General features: G+C 40.6%; 19 protein-coding genes. 12 read left to right on the forward strand and 7 right to left on the reverse strand.

The genetic code is table 11. The features are described 5' to 3' along the window. Positions 1-33: 33 nt before the first annotated feature. Complete coding sequence (locus AC1RRY_RS07160) at positions 34-849, forward strand: purine-nucleoside phosphorylase (protein ID WP_492816989.1); 816 nt, start codon at positions 34-36, stop codon at positions 847-849. 66 nt (positions 850-915) lie between these two features. Here AC1RRY_RS07160 and AC1RRY_RS07165 read toward each other — a convergent pair whose 3' ends face one another. Continuing rightward, on the reverse strand, positions 916-1,899 hold the full coding sequence (locus tag AC1RRY_RS07165; RefSeq protein WP_492816987.1) for a sugar phosphate isomerase/epimerase family protein: 984 nt from the start codon (positions 1,897-1,899) through the stop codon (positions 916-918). 146 nt (positions 1,900-2,045) lie between these two features. Here AC1RRY_RS07165 and AC1RRY_RS07170 point away from each other — a divergent pair, with 146 nt between their 5' ends. Continuing rightward, a complete protein-coding gene (locus AC1RRY_RS07170) occupies positions 2,046-3,239 on the forward strand; it encodes a class I SAM-dependent rRNA methyltransferase (protein ID WP_492819261.1) in 1,194 nt (397 codons plus the stop codon). Positions 3,240-3,295: 56 nt separating this feature from the next. Here the strand turns inward: AC1RRY_RS07170 and AC1RRY_RS07175 are convergent, their stop codons facing one another. Next, positions 3,296-3,805, reverse strand: coding sequence for a cupin domain-containing protein (locus AC1RRY_RS07175; protein ID WP_492816985.1), 510 nt, complete (start codon positions 3,803-3,805; stop codon positions 3,296-3,298). Positions 3,806-3,909: 104 nt separating this feature from the next. On the opposite strand from AC1RRY_RS07175, the gene AC1RRY_RS07180 reads away from it, so the two are divergent. The 3 genes from AC1RRY_RS07180 to folB all read left to right on the forward strand — a co-directional run bounded on the left by AC1RRY_RS07180 (position 3,910) and on the right by folB (position 6,749). Beyond that, a complete protein-coding gene (locus tag AC1RRY_RS07180) occupies positions 3,910-4,815 on the forward strand; it encodes a WD40 repeat domain-containing protein (RefSeq protein ID WP_492816983.1) in 906 nt (301 codons plus the stop codon). A 157-nt stretch (positions 4,816-4,972) separates the two neighbouring features. Continuing rightward, the gene (locus tag AC1RRY_RS07185; RefSeq protein ID WP_492816981.1) at positions 4,973-6,310 is read left to right on the forward strand and encodes a DivIVA domain-containing protein; all 1,338 of its coding nucleotides are present in this window, start codon (positions 4,973-4,975) and stop codon (positions 6,308-6,310) included. A 58-nt stretch (positions 6,311-6,368) separates the two neighbouring features. Beyond that, entirely contained in the window at positions 6,369-6,749 is a 381-nt protein-coding gene (folB, locus tag AC1RRY_RS07190; RefSeq protein ID WP_492816979.1) for a dihydroneopterin aldolase, read from the forward strand. Between the two features lie 21 nt (positions 6,750-6,770). On the opposite strand, the gene AC1RRY_RS07195 is transcribed toward folB, so the two are convergent. Further along, positions 6,771-8,762 carry a M1 family metallopeptidase gene (locus AC1RRY_RS07195; protein ID WP_492816977.1) on the reverse strand — a complete coding sequence of 664 codons (1,992 nt, stop codon included), beginning with the start codon at positions 8,760-8,762 and terminating at the stop codon, positions 6,771-6,773. A gap of 286 nt (positions 8,763-9,048) precedes the next feature. Here AC1RRY_RS07195 and AC1RRY_RS07200 point away from each other — a divergent pair, with 286 nt between their 5' ends. Beyond that, positions 9,049-10,173, forward strand: coding sequence for an aldose epimerase family protein (locus AC1RRY_RS07200; RefSeq protein ID WP_492819259.1), 1,125 nt, complete (start codon positions 9,049-9,051; stop codon positions 10,171-10,173). Positions 10,174-10,467: 294 nt separating this feature from the next. Beyond that, the gene (locus AC1RRY_RS07205; protein WP_492816975.1) at positions 10,468-11,925 is read left to right on the forward strand and encodes a hypothetical protein; all 1,458 of its coding nucleotides are present in this window, start codon (positions 10,468-10,470) and stop codon (positions 11,923-11,925) included. A 58-nt stretch (positions 11,926-11,983) separates the two neighbouring features. Here the strand turns inward: AC1RRY_RS07205 and AC1RRY_RS07210 are convergent, their stop codons facing one another. Further along, a complete protein-coding gene (locus AC1RRY_RS07210; protein ID WP_492816973.1) occupies positions 11,984-12,547 on the reverse strand; it encodes a DinB family protein in 564 nt (187 codons plus the stop codon). 6 nt (positions 12,548-12,553) lie between these two features. Continuing rightward, positions 12,554-12,853, reverse strand: a complete 300-nt coding sequence (locus AC1RRY_RS07215; RefSeq protein WP_492816971.1) for a GNAT family N-acetyltransferase — start codon at positions 12,851-12,853, stop codon at positions 12,554-12,556. 357 nt (positions 12,854-13,210) lie between these two features. Here AC1RRY_RS07215 and AC1RRY_RS07220 point away from each other — a divergent pair, with 357 nt between their 5' ends. The 3 genes from AC1RRY_RS07220 to AC1RRY_RS07230 all read left to right on the forward strand — a co-directional run bounded on the left by AC1RRY_RS07220 (position 13,211) and on the right by AC1RRY_RS07230 (position 14,768). Further along, positions 13,211-13,552, forward strand: coding sequence for a LytR/AlgR family response regulator transcription factor (locus AC1RRY_RS07220; protein ID WP_492816969.1), 342 nt, complete (start codon positions 13,211-13,213; stop codon positions 13,550-13,552). Positions 13,553-13,932: 380 nt separating this feature from the next. Next, positions 13,933-14,532: a DUF4142 domain-containing protein gene (locus tag AC1RRY_RS07225; RefSeq protein ID WP_492816967.1), complete on the forward strand. Its 600-nt coding sequence runs from the start codon at positions 13,933-13,935 to the stop codon at positions 14,530-14,532. A 41-nt stretch (positions 14,533-14,573) separates the two neighbouring features. After that, entirely contained in the window at positions 14,574-14,768 is a 195-nt protein-coding gene (locus AC1RRY_RS07230; protein ID WP_492816965.1) for a DUF2188 domain-containing protein, read from the forward strand. Between the two features lie 59 nt (positions 14,769-14,827). Here AC1RRY_RS07230 and AC1RRY_RS07235 read toward each other — a convergent pair whose 3' ends face one another. Further along, the gene (locus AC1RRY_RS07235) at positions 14,828-16,090 is read right to left on the reverse strand and encodes an asparagine synthetase B (protein ID WP_492816963.1); all 1,263 of its coding nucleotides are present in this window, start codon (positions 16,088-16,090) and stop codon (positions 14,828-14,830) included. Between the two features lie 195 nt (positions 16,091-16,285). On the opposite strand from AC1RRY_RS07235, the gene AC1RRY_RS07240 reads away from it, so the two are divergent. Together AC1RRY_RS07240 and AC1RRY_RS07245 are read left to right on the forward strand one after the other, a co-directional pair. Further along, entirely contained in the window at positions 16,286-16,639 is a 354-nt protein-coding gene (locus AC1RRY_RS07240; protein WP_492816961.1) for a YciI family protein, read from the forward strand. Between the two features lies 1 nt (position 16,640). Then, positions 16,641-17,891: an RNA polymerase sigma factor gene (locus AC1RRY_RS07245; RefSeq protein ID WP_492816959.1), complete on the forward strand. Its 1,251-nt coding sequence runs from the start codon at positions 16,641-16,643 to the stop codon at positions 17,889-17,891. Positions 17,892-17,925: 34 nt separating this feature from the next. Here AC1RRY_RS07245 and AC1RRY_RS07250 read toward each other — a convergent pair whose 3' ends face one another. Then, positions 17,926-19,488 carry a M20/M25/M40 family metallo-hydrolase gene (locus tag AC1RRY_RS07250; RefSeq protein WP_492816957.1) on the reverse strand — a complete coding sequence of 521 codons (1,563 nt, stop codon included), beginning with the start codon at positions 19,486-19,488 and terminating at the stop codon, positions 17,926-17,928. Between the last annotated feature and the right edge of the window lie 132 nt (positions 19,489-19,620).

Consider the following 19,620-nt stretch of genomic DNA (forward strand, 5'->3'; position numbering starts at 1 on the left):
ACCTTGCTTTTCCAATAAATCTTCACATGCATCATGTTTAACTTTATTCAGGAAGCGGCCACTTATATCCAGTCTCAGACCGATCATTTCAAACCGCAGTTCGGTATTATTTTAGGAACAGGCCTGGGAAAACTCGCCGATGAGATAGAGGTAGATTTTTCAATTGACTATTCCGATATACCGCATTTCCCGATTGCTACCATCGAATTTCATAAAGGCAGGTTACTGTTCGGAACACTGAATGGTAAAAAAGTAGTGTGCATGCAAGGACGATTCCATTATTATGAGGGTTATACCATGCAGCAGGTCACTTTTCCGGTTCGTGTAATGAAACTACTGGGTATTGAAAGACTCTTTGTTTCTAATGCTGCGGGTGGACTAAACCCAATGTTTAAGGAAAGCGATCTGATGATTATAGAAGATCACATTGCATTGTTTTTGCCTGAAAACCCGCTGAAAGGAGAAAATATTATGGGTGACAGATTTCCGGATATGAGTGAACCCTATGAGATGGAGGTAGTAGAGAAAGCGCTGCTGATAGCTACCCAGAACGGGATAGAGGGAGTGCACCGCGGTGTATATGTAAGTGTGCCGGGTCCAAGTCTTGAAACAAAAGCTGAATATAGGTTGCTAAGAGTGCTGGGTGCCGATGCCGTAGGAATGAGCACTGTGCCAGAAGTAATTGTAGCCCGCCAAATGGATATTCCCGTATTTGGCATTTCTGTTATTACTGATATGGGTATACCCGAGCTATTGCAAAAGGCAGAGCTCAGCAGAATTCTGGAAGCTGCCCATAAAGCAGAACCCGCCATGACTTTTATTATTAAAGAGCTGATCGGGAGTTTTTAAAATAGTCCTGATAGTAAAAGAGCCTGATTCAATCAGGCTCTTTTACTATCAGGATAATATGCAATATTACGCAAATACTAAGTTTTTCATGTAAACAGCATCTGTCTCGGCGGCTTTTAATGGGTTTGTGCCATCAAAACGCTCCTGCTCAACAATAAAATAGTTAACTCCATTCTGAGAAGCTACATTAAGCAGGCGAGGGAAGTCAATTCTGCCGGTACCAATAGTAGTAGAGAACGAAAACAAAGGATCCGTTACCTTCTCCTTTTCTGTTATTTCTTTCACCTTGGCTTCATTCAGTATATCTTTTACATGCACCAGACGGAAACGGTTTTTATACTTGGTAAGCCATTCTTCTGGGTTTTCACCGGCGGCTACTAACCAATAAAGGTCTGCTTCAAAATCTACCAGTGCAGGGTCGGTTCCTTCCAGAAGAATAGTTTCAGGCATGGTGCCATCTGCAAATTTTTTGAACTCAAAATTATGATTATGGTAGGCTACGCGTAATCCTGCTTTGGCAGCTATTTCTCCCTGACGATTCAATCCCTCCGCCGCTTTTTTCCATTCATCCGCTTTGGTCAGGCTACCCAGAAAAGGATTAATCAAATATTTCATACCTATGCTTGCGGCATCGTCTACCAATTTTTTAAATTCTCCTTCCGTTTCTTTTTTCATGGTATAGTCCGGATTACAATGCGTGCTTATCAGTTTGCTGCCAATGTCATCCATCAGTGTTTTAAATTCTTTGGCGGTCATGCCCCAGAAAACACCCTTGTCTCCCTGAAAACTCTCAATTTGTTTATATCCATAGCTTGCCAATGCTTTCAATACACCTTTAGGGTCTTTAGCCAGGTCTTCTTTCACTGTCCAGAGCTGAATACCAAACTCTTTAACAGATGGCTCGGCCGACATAGCTGCTGTAGCAGTTGAGTCGGTAGTTTTTTCTTCAGTTTTTGATGAGGGTGTACAAGACCAGAGCTGGCTGGTAAGTAACGGTGCGGCTGCCAGAATGCCGGTATTTCTTAGGAAATTTCTACGATCAAGTTTCATAGGGCTTATCTGAATTATTTAAGGGTAAGAAACAAATGTTACAATTATTAGTAGGCGTAGTAAATGTAAATATAAAATTGTAAAAACGTTTTCTTTGGCCTCTTATATTTTCTTATTTTGTATCTGCAACAGGAACGAAACAGAAGATTATGTACGCAAAAGTTTTTTTACAAGGAGGTAAAGAGCAGGTAGTGAAGAGACTGCATCCGTGGGTATTTTCGGGTGCTATAGCTAAAACAGAAGGCCAACCTAATGATGGTGACATAGTAGAGGTTTGTGACAAGAAAGGGGGTTTTCTGGCTACAGGCCATTTTTATAAGGGTAGTATTGCGGTAAAGATTTTTTCGTACGAGCCATGTATTGTTGATGAAGATTTCTGGTTAAAAAAACTCAAAGTGGCATACGAAGTCAGACAGACCGTGCAGAATGAGAATATTACTACCTGTTACCGATTGATACATGGAGAAGGAGATGGCTTTCCGGGATTGATACTGGATTATTACCAGAATGTCATCGTTTTTCAGGCACATACCATTGGCATGTGGCGTGAAAAAGAAAAAATAGTGGCCGTATTGAAGATTATTTACGGGGATGCATTGCTGGCCATCTATGATAAAAGTGCCGAAACCCTGCCTGATGAATTTTCAAAGACTGTCAAAAACGGTTACTTGTATTCGGCAGGCCCTGCAGACTCTATTTTGCCTCATCCGGTTCTTGAAAATGGGAATACATTTCTGATTGATTGGGAAACAGGACAGAAGACCGGCTTTTTTCTTGATCAGCGTGATAACCGGGCGCTGCTGGCGCATTATGCCAAAAACAAGAAAGTACTCAATGCCTTTTGTTATTCGGGCGGATTCTCTATTTATGCTTTGCATGCCGGGGCTGAATGGGTACAGTCGGTAGATGTTTCAAAAAAAGCAATTGAACTGGTGAACCAGAATGTGGCAGCCAATTTTGGTGATGTAGATAACCACAAGGCTGTAGCCGAAGACGTGATGAGTTTTCTGAAACAGAATGACCAGATATATGATCTGATTGTATTAGACCCGCCGGCTTATGCCAAAAGCATCGCCAAAAGACATCAGGCAGTGCAGGGGTACAAAAGGTTGAACATGGAGGGTATTAAACGATTGGCGAAAGGAGGGATACTATTTACTTTTTCGTGCTCGCAGGTGGTTGACAGAGAACTATTCTATAATACTATTGTTTCGGCTGCGCTTGAAGTGGGTCGTCAGGTAAGAGTACTTCACCATCTGACACAAGGAGCCGATCATCCTGTCAATCTTTTTCATCCGGAAGGCAGTTATCTGAAAGGATTGGTGCTATATGTAGAATAATTGATACCAAATGGTCTTTCAGCCATGCTGAAAGACCATTTGGTCAATAGAATGTATCAGCGACCGAAATCGTCCTGAACACGCACGATGTCGTTTTCATCCGATGGATTTTCCGGGTCAGTATGTTGCCATATTTCTGCAATTATCCCCCATTGGTTCAGACCAATCAGGCGGTGTCTTTCACCTTGTTTAAGGCTTATTATAGCACCTAGTGTCAGGGTTTGCAATTCATTTTCTTCATCGGTTTCACTGGTTACTACGCCTGCAATGCCACCTATTACTTTCCAGATTTCAGCTCTACGAAAGTGATACTGCCACGAAAGGCGTTTCTCCGGTGCCACAACCAGAATTTTCGGACTTAATTTACGGCCGACTCCGAAGTCGCCGATGCTTAAGTGAGGGAAATAGGTTTCTATGAATTTCGGAGCCTGCGATTCATCCAGAACAAAAAAACCACCCCATGGACGGCTCTGATCCTGATTGGCGATTGTAAAACCTAAATCGGTTATTGCGTTCTCTACTTCTGTAAAAACAACGGTTTTTTCTGTATCTGCCGAAAAATTCATGTGACGAAACGATTAAGAGATATATTAAAGGATTAGTTTTGCAGGCAAAATTAAATATTGTCAGAAAACAATTAGCTACATGATTGAAAAAATCATGCAATGCCATGATACAGGTTGAAAAAATAGATACTTTTACAGGTCACAGAGATTGCGTTTATGCCTTGGAGAGGTCCGGAGAAAAGCATCGTTTTTTTTCTGCTGCCGGTGATGGATTTGTGGTCAGATGGAATCTTGAAAAACCTGATGTAGGAGAATTGATTGCGAAAGTAAAAAATTCTGTATATTCGCTTGCCTATTTACCTCAACACAATCATTTATGGGTTGCCCAGAATCAGCAGGGTATCCACGTGATTGACCTTGATACTAAACAAGAACTGCGCTCGTTAAAATTATCACCGGCTCTTTTTTTTGATATTCAGATATATGACGGCAATGCCTTCATAGCTGATAGCACCGGAGTAATATCGGTCATAGACACTGAAACACTGAGTTTTCGCAAACACATTAAGGCGGCGAATGTCAGTGTGCGATGTCTGTCCATAAACCCGGTAGAACGTGAACTGGCAGCCGGATATAGCGATAATACCATTAAAATTTTTGATTTAAAGACTTTCGAATTGAAAAGAGTAATTGAAGCACACAATAACTCTGTTTTTACTGTCGCATATTCTGCTGACTTTACCAGACTGCTCTCCGGCAGCAGAGATGCACGCCTGAAATTGTGGAATGTTGAAAGCGGATATCAGCTGGAAGAAGAGATTGTGGCCCATACTTTTGCTATTAATCATCTGGCTTTCAGCCCTGATGGACAAAGATTTTTAACCTGCAGCATGGACAAGTCAATAAAAGTCTGGGATACAGAGACAATGAAGCTATTGAAAGTAATAGATCGCGCAAGGCATGCCGGGCATGGTACTTCTGTGAATAAGGTTTTATGGGCTGACTACCGCAAGCAGATTGTGTCGTGCAGCGACGACCGCACCATCTCTGTATGGGAATTGAACGAATGAGCTATTATCTGTACAGAAGCCCTTATAATGACCCTCAATTGAGTGATCAGATAATACTTTGGCCGACTGCTTGTAACAGAAGAAAATAATTGAAATAAAGAGTACCCATAGTTTTTTTATTAATTTTGCCATAATATTTCTATAAAACATTGACGAAATGAAAATTACACCGCTCGAAATACGCCAACATGAATTTGAAAAAACTTTCAGAGGCTACAATATCGAAGAAGTTGATAATTTTTTAGCAAATCTCTCGCAGGAATGGGAACGCATCTTGAATGAAAGCAAGATGCTCAGAATGCAGCTGGAAATGGCTGAAAAGGAAGCAAGCAAGCTTCGGGAGATCGAAATGACCCTATTTAAGACCTTGAAAACTGCTGAAGATACCAGCACCATGATTACCGAACAGGCGAATCAGCAGGCAGATAAGAATATACAGGAAGCAAAGCATAAGAGCCAGGAAATTGTACGGACGGCTCAGGCAGAAGCAGATGAACTTGTTCAGGAAGCACAGTTGAAAGCGAAGTATATTAAGGAAGAAGTACTGGCTGAAGTGAAGAACCTCGAGAAGGACTTTAAGGATATGTATCTGCATAAGACAGATTTATTGGTTCAGCTAAAAAATCTTTCTTCGGCCACTCTGGAACATGTACAGCGGTTTGAGGATAAATTTGACAAGGAAATTATTGCAGAGAAAATCAAAGAGGCGTTTGATATTTTTTCTGATAAAAGTGTTGCCCCGGTAGTTAGTAAAAAGAAAGATGAAGAAGTTTTGCCTGAAGCAATAGTTGAGGAACCGGTTGAAAATATCGTACAGGAAAATGCAGTTGAATATACTGTTGACAATTCTATTGATGAGCCGGCACTTGAAGAGGTATCTGAAGTAGCGCCTTCTGCTGAACAAGGAACTGAGGAGGCTGATAAATCGGATGAATTAGGAATTATTGAAGGCATTGGCCCTAAAATAGCCATGTTGTTATATGATGCCGGTATTTTTACATTTAAAGATTTGGCTGTAACTCCAGTAGCAAGAATTCGTGAAATACTTGAAAATGCCGGTCCTGCTTATGCCATGCATGACCCAAGCACCTGGGTTGAACAAGCTTTATTGGCTGCAGAAGGGCGTTTTGAAGAATTGGAAGAGATGAAAGACCTGCTGATAGGCGGAAAAGCAGAGGAAGATGTAGAAGAAAAAGGAATTGATAATACTTCAGCATTTATAGAATCAGTTGAAGAGAATCAGGAAGAGATTGAAACAATACCGGCAGATGTGAAGGACACCCAAGAACCTGCCAAGCCTATAGAGAATAATGTAGAGGCGATTACCGAAGAAATGCTTGAAAAAGTAAACAAAGTAAAAGCAGCTATTAAAAAAGCATTGGTTGAAAAAGACGAAAAACCTGGAAAGGATACAACACCATTGCCCGCTTTAAAGGATATAATCAATAAAAATAATAATAATAACGACGGCGGTTCATTCTTTGACAACATCTGAAATAATTTACCGGATAACCGAAGTAACCACACCAAACAATAATTGACGATTTAAATCTATGGGAATAATCTCACTTGAAGGCGTAGAGTTTTTTGCGTATCATGGGTACTACGATGAAGAGCAGAAAATAGGTAATAAATACTCGATTGATATTGCCATTACAGCCGATTTAAATCGGGCAGCGCAGGAAGACAGATTGAGATTAACAGTAAATTATGAAGTAGTATATGCTCTGATAGCCGATGTTATGAAAGAAAAACACCGGCTATTAGAGCATATTGCGTATAAAATCATTGAATCTGTTAAGTCGCAGTTTCCTGAGATTCAACAGATTACGGTGAGTGTTTCCAAATTTAATCCGCCTATAGGTGGGGTTTGTGAACGCTCTAAAGTAACAATTACCACTCCGTTTAGCCTTCCTATTGCAGAAGAAGGATAACAAAGTGGTGATAAACGAATATCAATTGGCCTGTTGTGTATTGTATCTGACAGGCTTCCACTGATTATTTTTCGAGTTTACATCCGGCAGTTTCGAGTCCGGGTCAATCGTTACACTTTCAATAGCTGAGGTTGACGGGAATTTGAAACTCCATGAACTACCTCTTTGCCAGATTTCAACAGGCAATTCGACACGTTTGGTGCTTCCGTTTGATTCTCTGATTTCAACCGTTACGGGCATTGGCATTTTCTCAAGATTCTCAATGGTAATTACTGCCCCCTTGGATACATCCTGCTGGATATAGCTTACGTCTTTCACACCCTGGTCAATCTTCCAGTCGTTTACATACCATCCTTTCCAGAACCATCCTAAATCTTCTCCTGCTGCGTCTTCCATGGTTCTGAAGAAATCCAAAGGTGTAGGATGTTTGAACGCCCAACGATTAACATATTCTTTAAATGCGTAATCAAATCTTTTTTCGCCTAAGACAACATCACGCAGCATGCTTAAACCGAAGCCGGGCTTCAAATAAGCAGCCACACCCAGGTTATTGTTCTGAATTACATCAGGAAGATTCATGATGGGATCCCGGTCATAAAAGTAAGGAGCATACTGGCGTGCATTTTCAGGCTGATAATACTCTCCGTTATTGAAATTTTTGGTTGAAAGCGTATTGATAAATGTATTGAATCCTTCGTCCATCCAGCCGTATTTTCTTTCGTTCGAACCCACGATCATCGGAAACCAATTGTGACCAAATTCATGGTCGGTTACTCCCCAAAGACTTTCGTTCTTATCTCTGTAGCTGCAAAATACAATACCCGGATATTCCATGCCTGCAACAATACCGGCTACGTTTGTAGCAGACGGATAAGTATATTCGAATATATATCTGGAATAAAACTCAATACACCCCTTTACGTATTCTGTAGAACGGTTCCAGCTGTCATCAGTGGCACTTTCGACAGGATAAACTGATTGGGCAATGGATGTTTTACCACTTGGCAGGTTAATGCGGGCGGCATCCCATACAAATGCTTTTGAAGACGTCCATGCTATATCACGCGCTTGTTTGCATCTGAATTTCCAGGTTAGTGTGCCGTTTTGGCGCGGCCTGCTTCGATCGTCTGTTACTTCTTCTTTGCTTCTGATGATAACTGTCTTGTCGCTGTTTTTGGCTTCATTAAATCTTTTAATCTGTTCGGCCGTCAATACCTCATTCGGATTCAGTAACTCACCCGAGCCTGCCACGAGGTGATTCCAGGGTACAGTTACATTATAATCAAAATCACCGTATTCCAGATAAAACTCACCTGCCCCCAGATAGGGTAGGGTATTCCAACCCTCAATGTCATCATAGACAGCCATTCTGGGATACCACTGCGCTATTTCGTATATCGTACCGTTTGATGATTCCTGCTTCCCCATCCTGTCTGAACCATAACGGGGTATTTTGAACGAATAACTGATTTTTATTTTCAGTTCTTCTCCTGTCGAAAGCGGCTCCGATAAACGTATCTGCATACGCGTATCGTCGGTCAGGTGTTCTGCATATACTGAGCGGTTGATGCTCTTTTTGCCGGTAATTACTTTTTTTTCGGCGCTTACAAACTGAATCGAATAGCCGCCGTCAAAACCGGTATTTCCAAAACGACCACCGGAAATAGTAGTTGTTTTTCCACCGCGCGAATTATCGTTGAACTGGTTCTGGTCTAATTGCAGCCATACAAAAGGCAGTTTATCCGGGCTGTTGTTCTTATAGGTTATTTCAACTTCACCGGCCAGTGTATTGGCCGTTTCGTCAAGGGTAACGTTAATTTTGTAATCAGCGCGATTTTGCCAGTAAAGTGGTCCCGGTGCTCCTGTTCCGCTTCGATAGGCAGTGCCCGGCACAAAATTGAACAAAGGATTAAATGCATCTCTGTGATCGTACTTTGATGCAGCGGGTGTTTGTGCCTGTGTAATTTGAGTAACAATTATAAGGCTCGCAATAAACAGTTTTTGTAATTGCATATCTGGTTTGAACGTTTTTTCAGGTTTGAAACTGATTGTGTACACTCTGTAGAATTAGTAAAACAGAACAGATCTGTATTTTTAATTCGGTACTGAATATTTGTTTAGTTTAAACGGTAAAGTTATGGCTTTCGTTTACCGGAAGAACTTAAAAATCAGAAATGTTTATCGAACAAAGTTCCAATTTAATAGTTTTTGTGTAATATTGGCAATCAAAAACAACCCCCTTATAATTATGGACAATTTTAAAACTCAAGCCAGATTCCTTTTGGCAGGAATACTTCTAATGTACGCAGGTATGGCCTGTCAATCAAAAAATAATGAAAACAATATGGAAACAACAAAATCTGAAGCATCGATTTCAAAGCAATCCTGGGGAGAATTACCTGACGGCCAGAAAGTTGATTTATATACACTCAGAAATGCCAAAGGCATGGAGATAAAAATAAGTAATTATGGTGGTTTGATTACACATTGGACGGCTCCTGATAAAGACGGCAAATATGAAGATGTGGTGCTGGGATACGATTCTTTGTCGGGCTATCTGAAAGCCAGTCCGTTTTTCGGAGCGCTGGTAGGGAGATACGGTAACAGAATAGGCGGAGCAAAATTTACACTTGACGGAAAAACCTATTCACTGCTTCAAAACAACGGACCGAATCATTTGCATGGCGGTAAAGTCGGTTTCGACAAGGTAATCTGGAAAACCGAAGAACTGAAAGATGGCAGAACCGGACTAAAACTGAACTATGTGAGCAAAGACGGAGAAGAGGGGTATCCCGGAAACCTGAGTGTTGAAATTACTTATGTGTTGACCGAAGACAACGCCCTTGAAATCAATTATAACGCGACTACTGATAAATCAACAGTTATAAATCTTACCCAACACTCTTATTTTAATCTGACTGGCGGAAAAACGGATCATCTCGGACATGAGGTAACGATTCATGCTGACCGTTTTTTACCTGTAAATAAAACCCTGATACCAACCGGAGAACTGAAACCTGTGAAAGGTACTGTATTTGATTTTACGTCACCGGTGGCTATTGGCAAGGGTATCAATGATACGACCGACGCCCAGATCAAAGCCGGAGGCGGATACGACCATTGCTGGGTATTGAATAAACCGGGTAAGGACTCGCTAACGCTGGCTGCGTCTGCCTATGAGCCAACTACCGGCCGTTTCATGGAAGTATTTACAACCGAACCGGGAGTACAATTTTATACCGGCAACTTTCTGGATGGGTCAATTACCGGCAAAAACGGTGTGGTTTATAAAAAGAGATACGGATTCTGTTTTGAAACAGAGCACTTCCCTGATTCACCAAATCAGAAAGCATTTCCAACAGTTGTGCTGAAACCGGGCGAAACGTATCGTACCACAACAATTTATAAGTTCTCAAGTAAATAATAGTACAGGCATAAATGCTCGTGCTGCTTATAACAAGATTAATAAGACAACAAAACCAGATAAGAGCGCTTCACGTTGTGATGTCTGCCTTTCAATTTAGTATTTATCTTTTTGTGAGTTGGAGATTCAGACCATTCAGAAATACATGGTCTGAACCTCCAACTCACAAAATCTAAATAGATGGTACAGTTTTTTTCTTTGAAAAACTGTTATCATCACTTTAATGGAGTATAATATTTAAATCCGTTCGGATTTAAATTAAATCAAATTCAGACACTTTTAAAATTTAAGAAAATGAAAAGATCTTCATTTGCGATTCTCGCGCTTGTGGTATTATTATTACCAATAGCTGGTTTTTCTCAACAAAACCCTGCTCCGAATCAAAAATCTTCTCTGTGTAATTCGTTGCCGTATCAGGTATTTCAAGGTAATGCCGACAAAACACCTGTTGTGGTAAACCGATTAGGTACGAGTCCTCAGTTCGGGGAAATTCCCAGACATACAGCGCAGTCAGCCTACAGTCATTTGAAAAGAGTTTATGTCCGGAATCAAAGAGGTATCAAAAAAGAGATGGACGACCTTTTGATTGCTCTTGGTTATTCAGGTGTAAATGACCCTTCATTTACCGCAGCCAGTATCGCTCCGGAGGTTCTTCCTAAAGGCTCTACGGGTTGGATGGGTGCTTACGCCCGAGGCCATAAATATACCTGGTCGATTTTAGGGAATAATTTCGAGACCTTCAAACTCGCGGCAAAATCCGGCGATTGCTTTATTTATATCATGAAGAAATGCGGTAATGCATTTTACGTTCCTGTTTATCTTCCGGCTGGGCCTGTTGCAGAACCTACCAGAGTTGTGCAGCAAGAGGTAACCATTACCGCGAAGGGAGAAATTGCAAGCGGTGAGGTGTTAAATGCAACTAAATCGATGGAAATTGTTGCAGTAAACGGTACTAAAGGATTATGCCTGGGCACTTATCCGGTTAACTATCGCGCTACGTACGATTACAGCGTAAAAGGTGAGTCGTCGTACACTACAACAATTCCGGTATGCGTTACAGGAAACGAAACTGTTGCTCCTGTCAATCTGATTTTACCGTTAACTTTAGATTACAGAATTACAAAATCTGACATTGGTGTAGGCGAAGGCGATAAAATATATCTGAATGTTGATGAGAAACAATTCAAAACATTGAGCAAAGCGTATAAATCTTGTCCGGTTTCTGCAAGTGCAGTAGCTACTTCGACTCAATCAATCGAAAAGAAAATACTGTCGAATAACCCGGGCGATGCCACTATCGGAACAGCAGGTGCAACTCAATGTGCTGACCAAAAAGTCAATTTCATTGGAAGATCTGAAATTCAGGATGGTAGTATTAAAAATAGCTCACAGAATGTAACAATAATAGGAGTATACAAAAAAACCGGTAAACTGGCCGTGGGCGAAACAGCAGATAAATATCTTTGCTTAGGTTCATATTCGGTGCCTGTTAAGTCTGGTTATGAAGTAGTTACAACCGGTACAAGCACGATTTCAAAGACATTCAGAGTAGCTAATGCTGATGGTAATAGATTGCCTGATCTGGATGTGAATATTCCGGTATCACTAAGCTACAATTTCACAAAGCAGGACGTAATGGTTGGCGACTATAATAAGGTATATGTAACGCTTGATGAAACTCAATACAGAAGACTCAGAAGATCATATAGCCGTTGTTGTAGTACGGGTTCTTGTATCATAAAGAAATTTTAATTGTAAAAAATCCCTGCAAGTTCAACTTGCAGGGATTTTTATTTATCAGTGATTGATATTACCAGCCAATATAACCAATGGGTGTGACACCATTCAAACGCAGGTAACAAATGGCTTGTCCGCGATGATGAATAATATGATTTTCGAGTGCATAGAATAATCTCCACACAGGAATTTTGTCTCCTGCATAAGCTTCCGGTTGCATCAGTTTCTCAGGTTTTGTTTCAAAAACTGTTTTTTCAACCCAGGCATAAAATCCTTTCAGTTCAGTTTCCAGTTCTGCTTTAGACAACTTAGCCCAATAACCGTTTTGTTTTTCTTTTTCGTCATAAGGATTCGGAATGTTTAATCTTCCGCAAAGCTGTGCTGTTGTAAAAGTAATACAATGCACAAACTGGGTTCTGAACGAAAAAGACTCCGGCGTATACTTGTACTCGAATTTATCTTCCGGCATTTGATTGAAAATTTTCAATGTATAATCCAGCGAGCTTTTCCAGGCTGTTGCGAACTCGTCTTTAAAGCCCGGAAGATCTTTATTGTCCTTTTCTTTTGCCGCTAATGCAGGCAGGCCAATGAGGGTTGCCAATAGTGATTTTAGTGCGTTTTTTCTAGAGATATTCATAGTTGATCAGACGTTAAATCCGGGAGCTAGTAAGTGTTTGTATTCTTCATAGTGTTTACGCACATAGGCAGCCATAAACGGGCATAAAGGCATAATTTTCAGGCCATGTTCTTCTGCATAAATCAAGGCATTTTTGGCAAGTAAACTACCTAAACCCCGGCCTTCCAATTCCTTAGGTACTTCGGTGTGTGTAATAACCAAATCAGTTTTGGTTTGAATATATTCCTGATAGGCCATGTCGTCGCCAATGTGTATGGTAAACAGATTGTCTTCACTGTTATGAACAACTTGCAGAGAATTAGTCATAAGTATAGCTGAGAATGTTTAGAGATTTTACAGCTATAAAATTACTTATTTTCTTGAGAACAAAATGATTTGTTCAGGATTTACATGAGTTACTTTGGGTTTGACAGCCGATTGCCTCTTATCGGCCTCACTTCTACTATTATCTTGTAGACCCTTGTTGGTGAAATACAGGCGGTTTTTACAATTGTAATAGAAAGTTTTAAACGGTTCTATGCCGTAAACGGTGCATGATTGAATGTGTGGCATAAAGTTTTATCTTAATTAAAAAGCAAATGAATGTTTTTATAACCTTCATCAAGTTTTTTGATAGTAATCTATAAGAAAGTAAAATAAACATCCATGAAAACTCACTTACCAATGAATCCATCATTAACTCTACGCTTCCTTGTAGGAGGCAAGTCTAAATTCGTTCGTCCGGAAGAAGTTATATTTCTGGAGAGTAAAATCAATTACACAATTTTGTATCTGACCAATGGCAGAACGTATCTGAGTGCCAGAAATCTGCAGGTTTATGAGAATAAATTGATGGTATTACCGTATTTTTTCAGAATACACCGCGGTATAATCATTAATATGATGCATATAGAAAAAATCAAACTGGATAAACTTTCTGGTTCGGTTTTCCTTCAATCCGGAGAAGAATTGTGTATTTCCAGAAGAAGAATAAAAGATTTTGAGGCTCGTTATAAGTCAATATAAATAGATATTTATTATCAGAATATCTGTAATTGTCCGTTTGTCAGTCACTATTTTTCTGATAAACGGACATTTTTTTGTATAAGAGATTCAACCAACTGAAATGTAATTAGTATAGATTATTGAGGTATTTACTCCACTATATTCAAATCAGGTAATTGTAGAGGTTGTTTCGTGGTTATAGCGGGTAAAATGGGGGGCAGAGGAATAATTTGAACAGATTGGGGAATATAATCCCCATTTTCCGAATGGAGCCAATAACCAATGCTTATAATCAAAAAAAAATAAAAAAATTAAGAGTAGAAAATAGACCCCATTAAATAGGCTCAGATAAATGGCATGGCTTTTTTGCCTTTATAGGTGTAACTAAATCCTGTTTTATCATGAAAAATAAAAGTGTTCTATTAGGTTTAGCTGTTGCCGTAATAATGGGAATGGCGTCATGTAATTCAAATTCAACTGCCGAAGATTCAAAAGATTCTACAGAGCAAGTTAATAATCAGGCAATTGATGCAACCGCTTCTACCGATTCTATGGCAGTTGCACAAAAAGAGGATGCAGAGTCAGTAGTTGAGATAGCAAGCGGCGGAATGATGGAAGTTGAGTTGGCGAAAGTCGCATTGCAAAAAGCAACATCAGCTAAGGTGAAAGAATTTGCCCAAATGATGATTGATGATCATACTAAAGCCAATGCAGAATTGAAAAGCCTGGCCGAAAGTAAAAATATTGTTTTGCCCGCAACATTGGCAGACAAACACCAAAAGACCGTTAATGATGTTTCTGAAGAAACCGGAAAACAGTTTGACAGAAAATATATGGACGTGATGCTTGATGACCATAAAAAAGATGTTGAAAAATTTCAGAAAATAGCAGATAACGCTAATGATGCTGACTTGAAGGCTTTTGCAGCTAAGGTACTTCCTACCTTGATACATCATAAAGAAGAAGCTGAGAAGCTCGAGAAATTAACAGATAAGTTGTAAAAACTGAAAAGAAAAATATTCTTTTCTTAAGCAAGTATATTATGCCTTGGACAAAATCAAATTATCCGCAGTCTCTGAAGAACTTCCAGGCACCGGTAAGAAATAAGGCTATTGAAATTGCAAATGCCTTACTTGAAGATGGGAGAGAGGAAGGTTCTGCCATTGCTATTGCAACGTCAAAAGCAGAGGAATGGGCAAAGAACAGAGGCAAAAAGGTTAAGAAAGAGAATTCTTAACCGGAATTTTGAATACTGAAAGCAGCCTGTTTACAGGCTGCTTTTTTGATGCCTGATATTTAAGTCTTTAATTTTTTCTTCTTTGCAGCCGGAAAGAGAATATTATTTAGAATAAGCCTGTAACCTGCTGAAGTAGGGTGCAGGTTCAGATCAGTAGGTTCTTCTCCAACAAAATGCTGATAATCTTCGGGGTCATGGCCTCCATAGAAAGTCCAGAATCCCTTACCCATTGTACCGTGTATATAGCGCGCTTCACCCAGAGACCGGTTTTCTGCCAGAATAATAGCCTCAGGTTTAATGTATTGTTTCTTAAAGGCGGTGGTTTGACCCATAAATCCCTTAATCAGATTCACGTGGTTTTGAGTGAGCATGGTCGGAATCGGATCCCACTTTGCCGAAAATTGGAATAAGGAAAAATAATCGTTGGTTTCATTTACTCCTCTTTCTTCCTGTTGGTTATCAATAGTTGAAAACTCCAGTTCATAAGGGTTGAGTATCAGCCTGAAATTCTGAAAAGCAAAGCAGTTATCGAAATTCAGTTTTTTATCAGCGTTTGGGTCCGCACCATCTCCGTCGTATGGGGTTTCAACAATGTCTATGCCGTCAGCAGCCAGGGCGATATCGAAAGTATCGGTAGCATTGCACATGGCAAACATATAGCCACCGCCGGATACAAAATCCCGGATTTTCTTAGACACCGCGAGTTTGAGTTCTGAAACTTTCTGGAAATTAAACTTTCTGGCTATGGTTTCGGCTTCCAGCTTTTGCTCCTGATACCAGCCTTGCCCGCGCATACGCAGAAATTTACCAAACTGCCCCGTGAAATCTTCATGGTGCAGGTGCAGCCAGTCATATTCCGGAAGTTTATTCTCTAGTACTTCCTCATCAAAAATTTTATCGTATGGAATCTCGGCATAGGTAAGCACTAATGTAACGGCGTCGTCCCAGGGTTGGGTAGTTTTAGGAGAATATACGGCAATTTTTGGCGCCTTATTCAGCTTCACGGCATCCATGTTGGCATCCGGCGAAGCAATCTGAGCTAAAACAGATTGCGATTCTGCGTCAGAAATTACTTCATAACTTACACCTCTGATCACACACTCGTTGATATAATTCTGAGAGGCACCGAATAAAAAACTGCCCCCTCTGAAATTCAGCAACCACTCTACTTCTGTTTCGTGTTCTTTCAATAACCAAAATGCAATACCGTATGCCTTCAGATGGTTTTTCTGGCCTTCATCCATTGGTATTAATATCTTATTGGCAAATACCTGAGAGGTGAATGAAAGAGACAACAGTATTAAAATAACTAATTTCTTCATAGATAAAAACCAAATTAATTTCTCATATTTCAGCAATCATTACATCACTAACGAAAAAAATATAACCTTATTGAATGCCGGATAAATTGCCTTTTAAGCAATTTAAGAAAAAAAAATGAATTTGTGTCCAAAAAGCAAAAACTGGTTCGTCTACTGAGTGATATTAGTTTTATGAACATCTAAAAATAAAAAATCATGGAAAAATTCATGCTTATTTTTCGCAACGAAATGGAAGTTGAATCAATGTACGAAAATTTCTCGCCAGAAGACATGCAGGCTGAACTTCAGAAATGGAATACCTGGATTGGCGGTATAGCTGCTCAGGGCAAACTGATTGCCACAGATGCACTTCAGGCATCGGGTAAGATTGTAAAAGGGGCAGGCCATGTGGTGACAGACGGACCCTATACCGAAGCGAAGGAAATTGTAAGTGGTTTTATGTTGCTAAAAGCAGACTCAATAGAAGAAGCCATTGAGCTGTCTAAAGGTTGCCCCATGTACGACTATGAAAGCGTGGTAGAAATAAGACCTATTCAGAACTACGAATAATTTGATTGAACCATCAGAATATCAACGTGTTAATCAACTGGTAGGTCATCTTTTTCGCCATGAGGCGGGAAAGATGACTGCCGCGTTGGCACGTATGTTTGGTTTTGACCGGATCGAAGTGGCCGAAGATATTGTGCAGGATACCCTTTTAAAGGCAATACATGAATGGCGTACAACCATACCCGATAATCCGTCGGCCTGGCTCTACAGAGTAGCTAAAAACCATGCGCTTGATTTAATAAGACGGGAAAAACTTTTTGCTGAGATAAGTGAGGAATTAACGTATCTGGCCGAACCTGAAGAAAAACTGGGCAGGATGTTTTTGGCCGATGAAATGGAAGACAACCAGCTAAGAATGCTGTTTGCGTGTTGTCATCCTGCATTAGCATTGGAAGCGCAGATTACGTTGAGCCTTAAAATTTTAGGAGGGCTAAACGCCGCCGAAATAGCCAGAGCTTTTCTGACAAATGAGGACACAGTTAACAAAAGACTTTACAGAGCAAAAGAGAGGATCCGGACGGAGAACATAATATTAGAAGTACCACAAGGTAAAGAATTGGCCGTGCGGCTGGACACAGTATTGAAAATCATTTATCTTATTTTCAGTGAAGGATACAGCTCGTCGCATCCTAATCAATTAATCAGACAAGACCTTTGTGAAGAGGCCATTAGATTGGGTTTATTCCTGACCAGAAACGAGCGTACCAACCTGCCCAAAACCAACGCATTACTGGCTTTGATGTGCTTTCAGGTGGCCAGGTTCCCGGCGAGAATTGATGAGAACGGAGCTATTGTATTGCTGAAAGACCAGAACCGAAACCTTTGGGACAGTTTCATGATTTCACGCGCTTATGAGTTTTTCAGGCAGTCGGCATCCGGCAATGAGATTAGCGAATATCATTTAGAAGCGGCTATTGCTTCGTATCATGCTTCGGCTCCTGCATTTGAACAAACCAACTGGGAGGTTATTCTGAGACTATATAATCTTCTGGCAGAGCTAAAGCCAACACCTTTTGTACATCTAAGCAGAGCCATTGCGAAAGGATATGTTCATGGGCCGGAAATAGCATTGAAAGATATTGAAAACCTGGAAAGCCTTGAACAGAACTATATATATCACACTACTAAAGGAGATTTATATACCGAGCTGAATGATGTGGGTAACGCGGCACAATGTTATGAAAAAGCTTTGAGCCTGGTTGTTTCAGAGCCGGAAAAGAGATTGATTGAGAAGAAACTAAAAGGCCTTTGAGATGATTCAAAGGCCTTTTAGTTTAAAAGAAATATTAGTCCAGACCACCTTTTCTGGTTGGAGACCTTTTAGCCGGCCATGAACCACGCTCACCTTTTTCATTCAAAGGCAGAACACTTTTTTCGGTTGATATCTTGGCTGGATCTTCACTTGCCTGATACGCCAGAATAGCAGCAAGAATGGCATTATTGCGAACATCATCAAAAACGATTTTATCGTATGTGTCACGGTTGGTGTGCCAGGTATAAGTGCCATACGACCAGTTAAGCGAGCTGAGTGAAAAGCCCGGTGCACCAGCTGCTACAAATGAAGCAAAGTCGGAACCACCGGCTCCCGGAGATCCTGGGAAGCGTGTTTCAAGTCCTTTTTTATATTCGGCAGGTACTTTAGACAACCAACGGCCAATGTAATCATAAGCATGCAGGTAACCCTGACCTGAAATATTCACAACCCGTCCGGTACCGTTATCCTGATTAAACAATGCCTGTAGGTTGGATACAATTTCAGGATGGTCTTCTACAAAAGCTCTTGAGCCGTTCAGGCCTTGCTCTTCGCTACCCCAGTGACCCACCAGAATGGTTCTTTTAGGATTCGGATAGAATTTCTTTAACAAACGCATGGCTTCCATCATGACAATAGTGCCGGTACCATTATCGGTTGCGCCGGTACCCCCGTCCCATGAGTCGAAGTGTGCCGAAAGCATTACATACTCGTTCGGTTTTTCAGTACCTTTAATTTCAGCAATAGTATTAAAAGTAGGTACAACACCCAGTTCCTTAGAGTCGGCGCGTACACTTATTTTAGGTTTAATGCCCGATTCTGTCAAACGATATAGAAGGCCGTAGTCTTCCACTGAAATATCGATAGTCGGAATAGTTTTAGTATTAGCTCCGAAAATCTTGTTGGCGCCAAAACCTCTTGACCAATAGCACATCACGATACCCACTGCGCCGGCCTTTTCCAAAGCTATCGGAAGTGTACGTGTATTCAGTCCTGTTTTGCTGATGCGTTTGGTCCATGCTTCGGTTTGCGCATTACGGTCGGCTTTCATTTTTTCAACCGATTCTTTAGTGCCGAACTCCTCCCAGTTGTAATCCGGGCGACCAGTAGGTTGGTTCATTGATATCATCACAAACTTACCTTTTACAGTCGGCAACCATTTCTTGAATGCAAGGGAATCTGTCAAATCAGGTATAATAATGGTTTCCGCAACTACCGATTGCTCTTTAGTACTGGGACTCCAGGCTAATTGCATACCTTCGAGCGACTTTACACGCGGATGCACCATATCTATATGCGAAACGCCTCTTTCCCAGCCACGCCATTCGCCCCACTTTTCATTTTTCGCCGGTATTCCCCATTCTTTATATTTGGCAATAGCCCAATCGTGTGCCTGAGCCATTTGAGGAGAACCTACTAATCTCGGGCCGATTCCATCCATCAGTTCATGGGCTATTTTTTCAAGCTGTGAGTTTTCGTTGGCTTCTTTAATGATGTTGGCAATAACCGGGTCTTTTGGCGTATCTTTGGTTTGGGCATAACCAAAACCGGTAGATAAAGCTAAGCCGGTAATAACAAGTAAGGTAGTTTTTTTCATACAAGAAAATTTGTTTGATGAGGTTATTTGGACTGCCGAAGTTAGGCAAATCCTGAATTATTTTGCTCAAATTTGCTTAAAAGTAAAAGACCTTGTTCTCTTTTGACTGAAAAAGAGACGATTCGCTTAAAA

The sequence above is a fragment of the Emticicia sp. GW821-FHT11C11 genome (assembly GCF_058808615.1).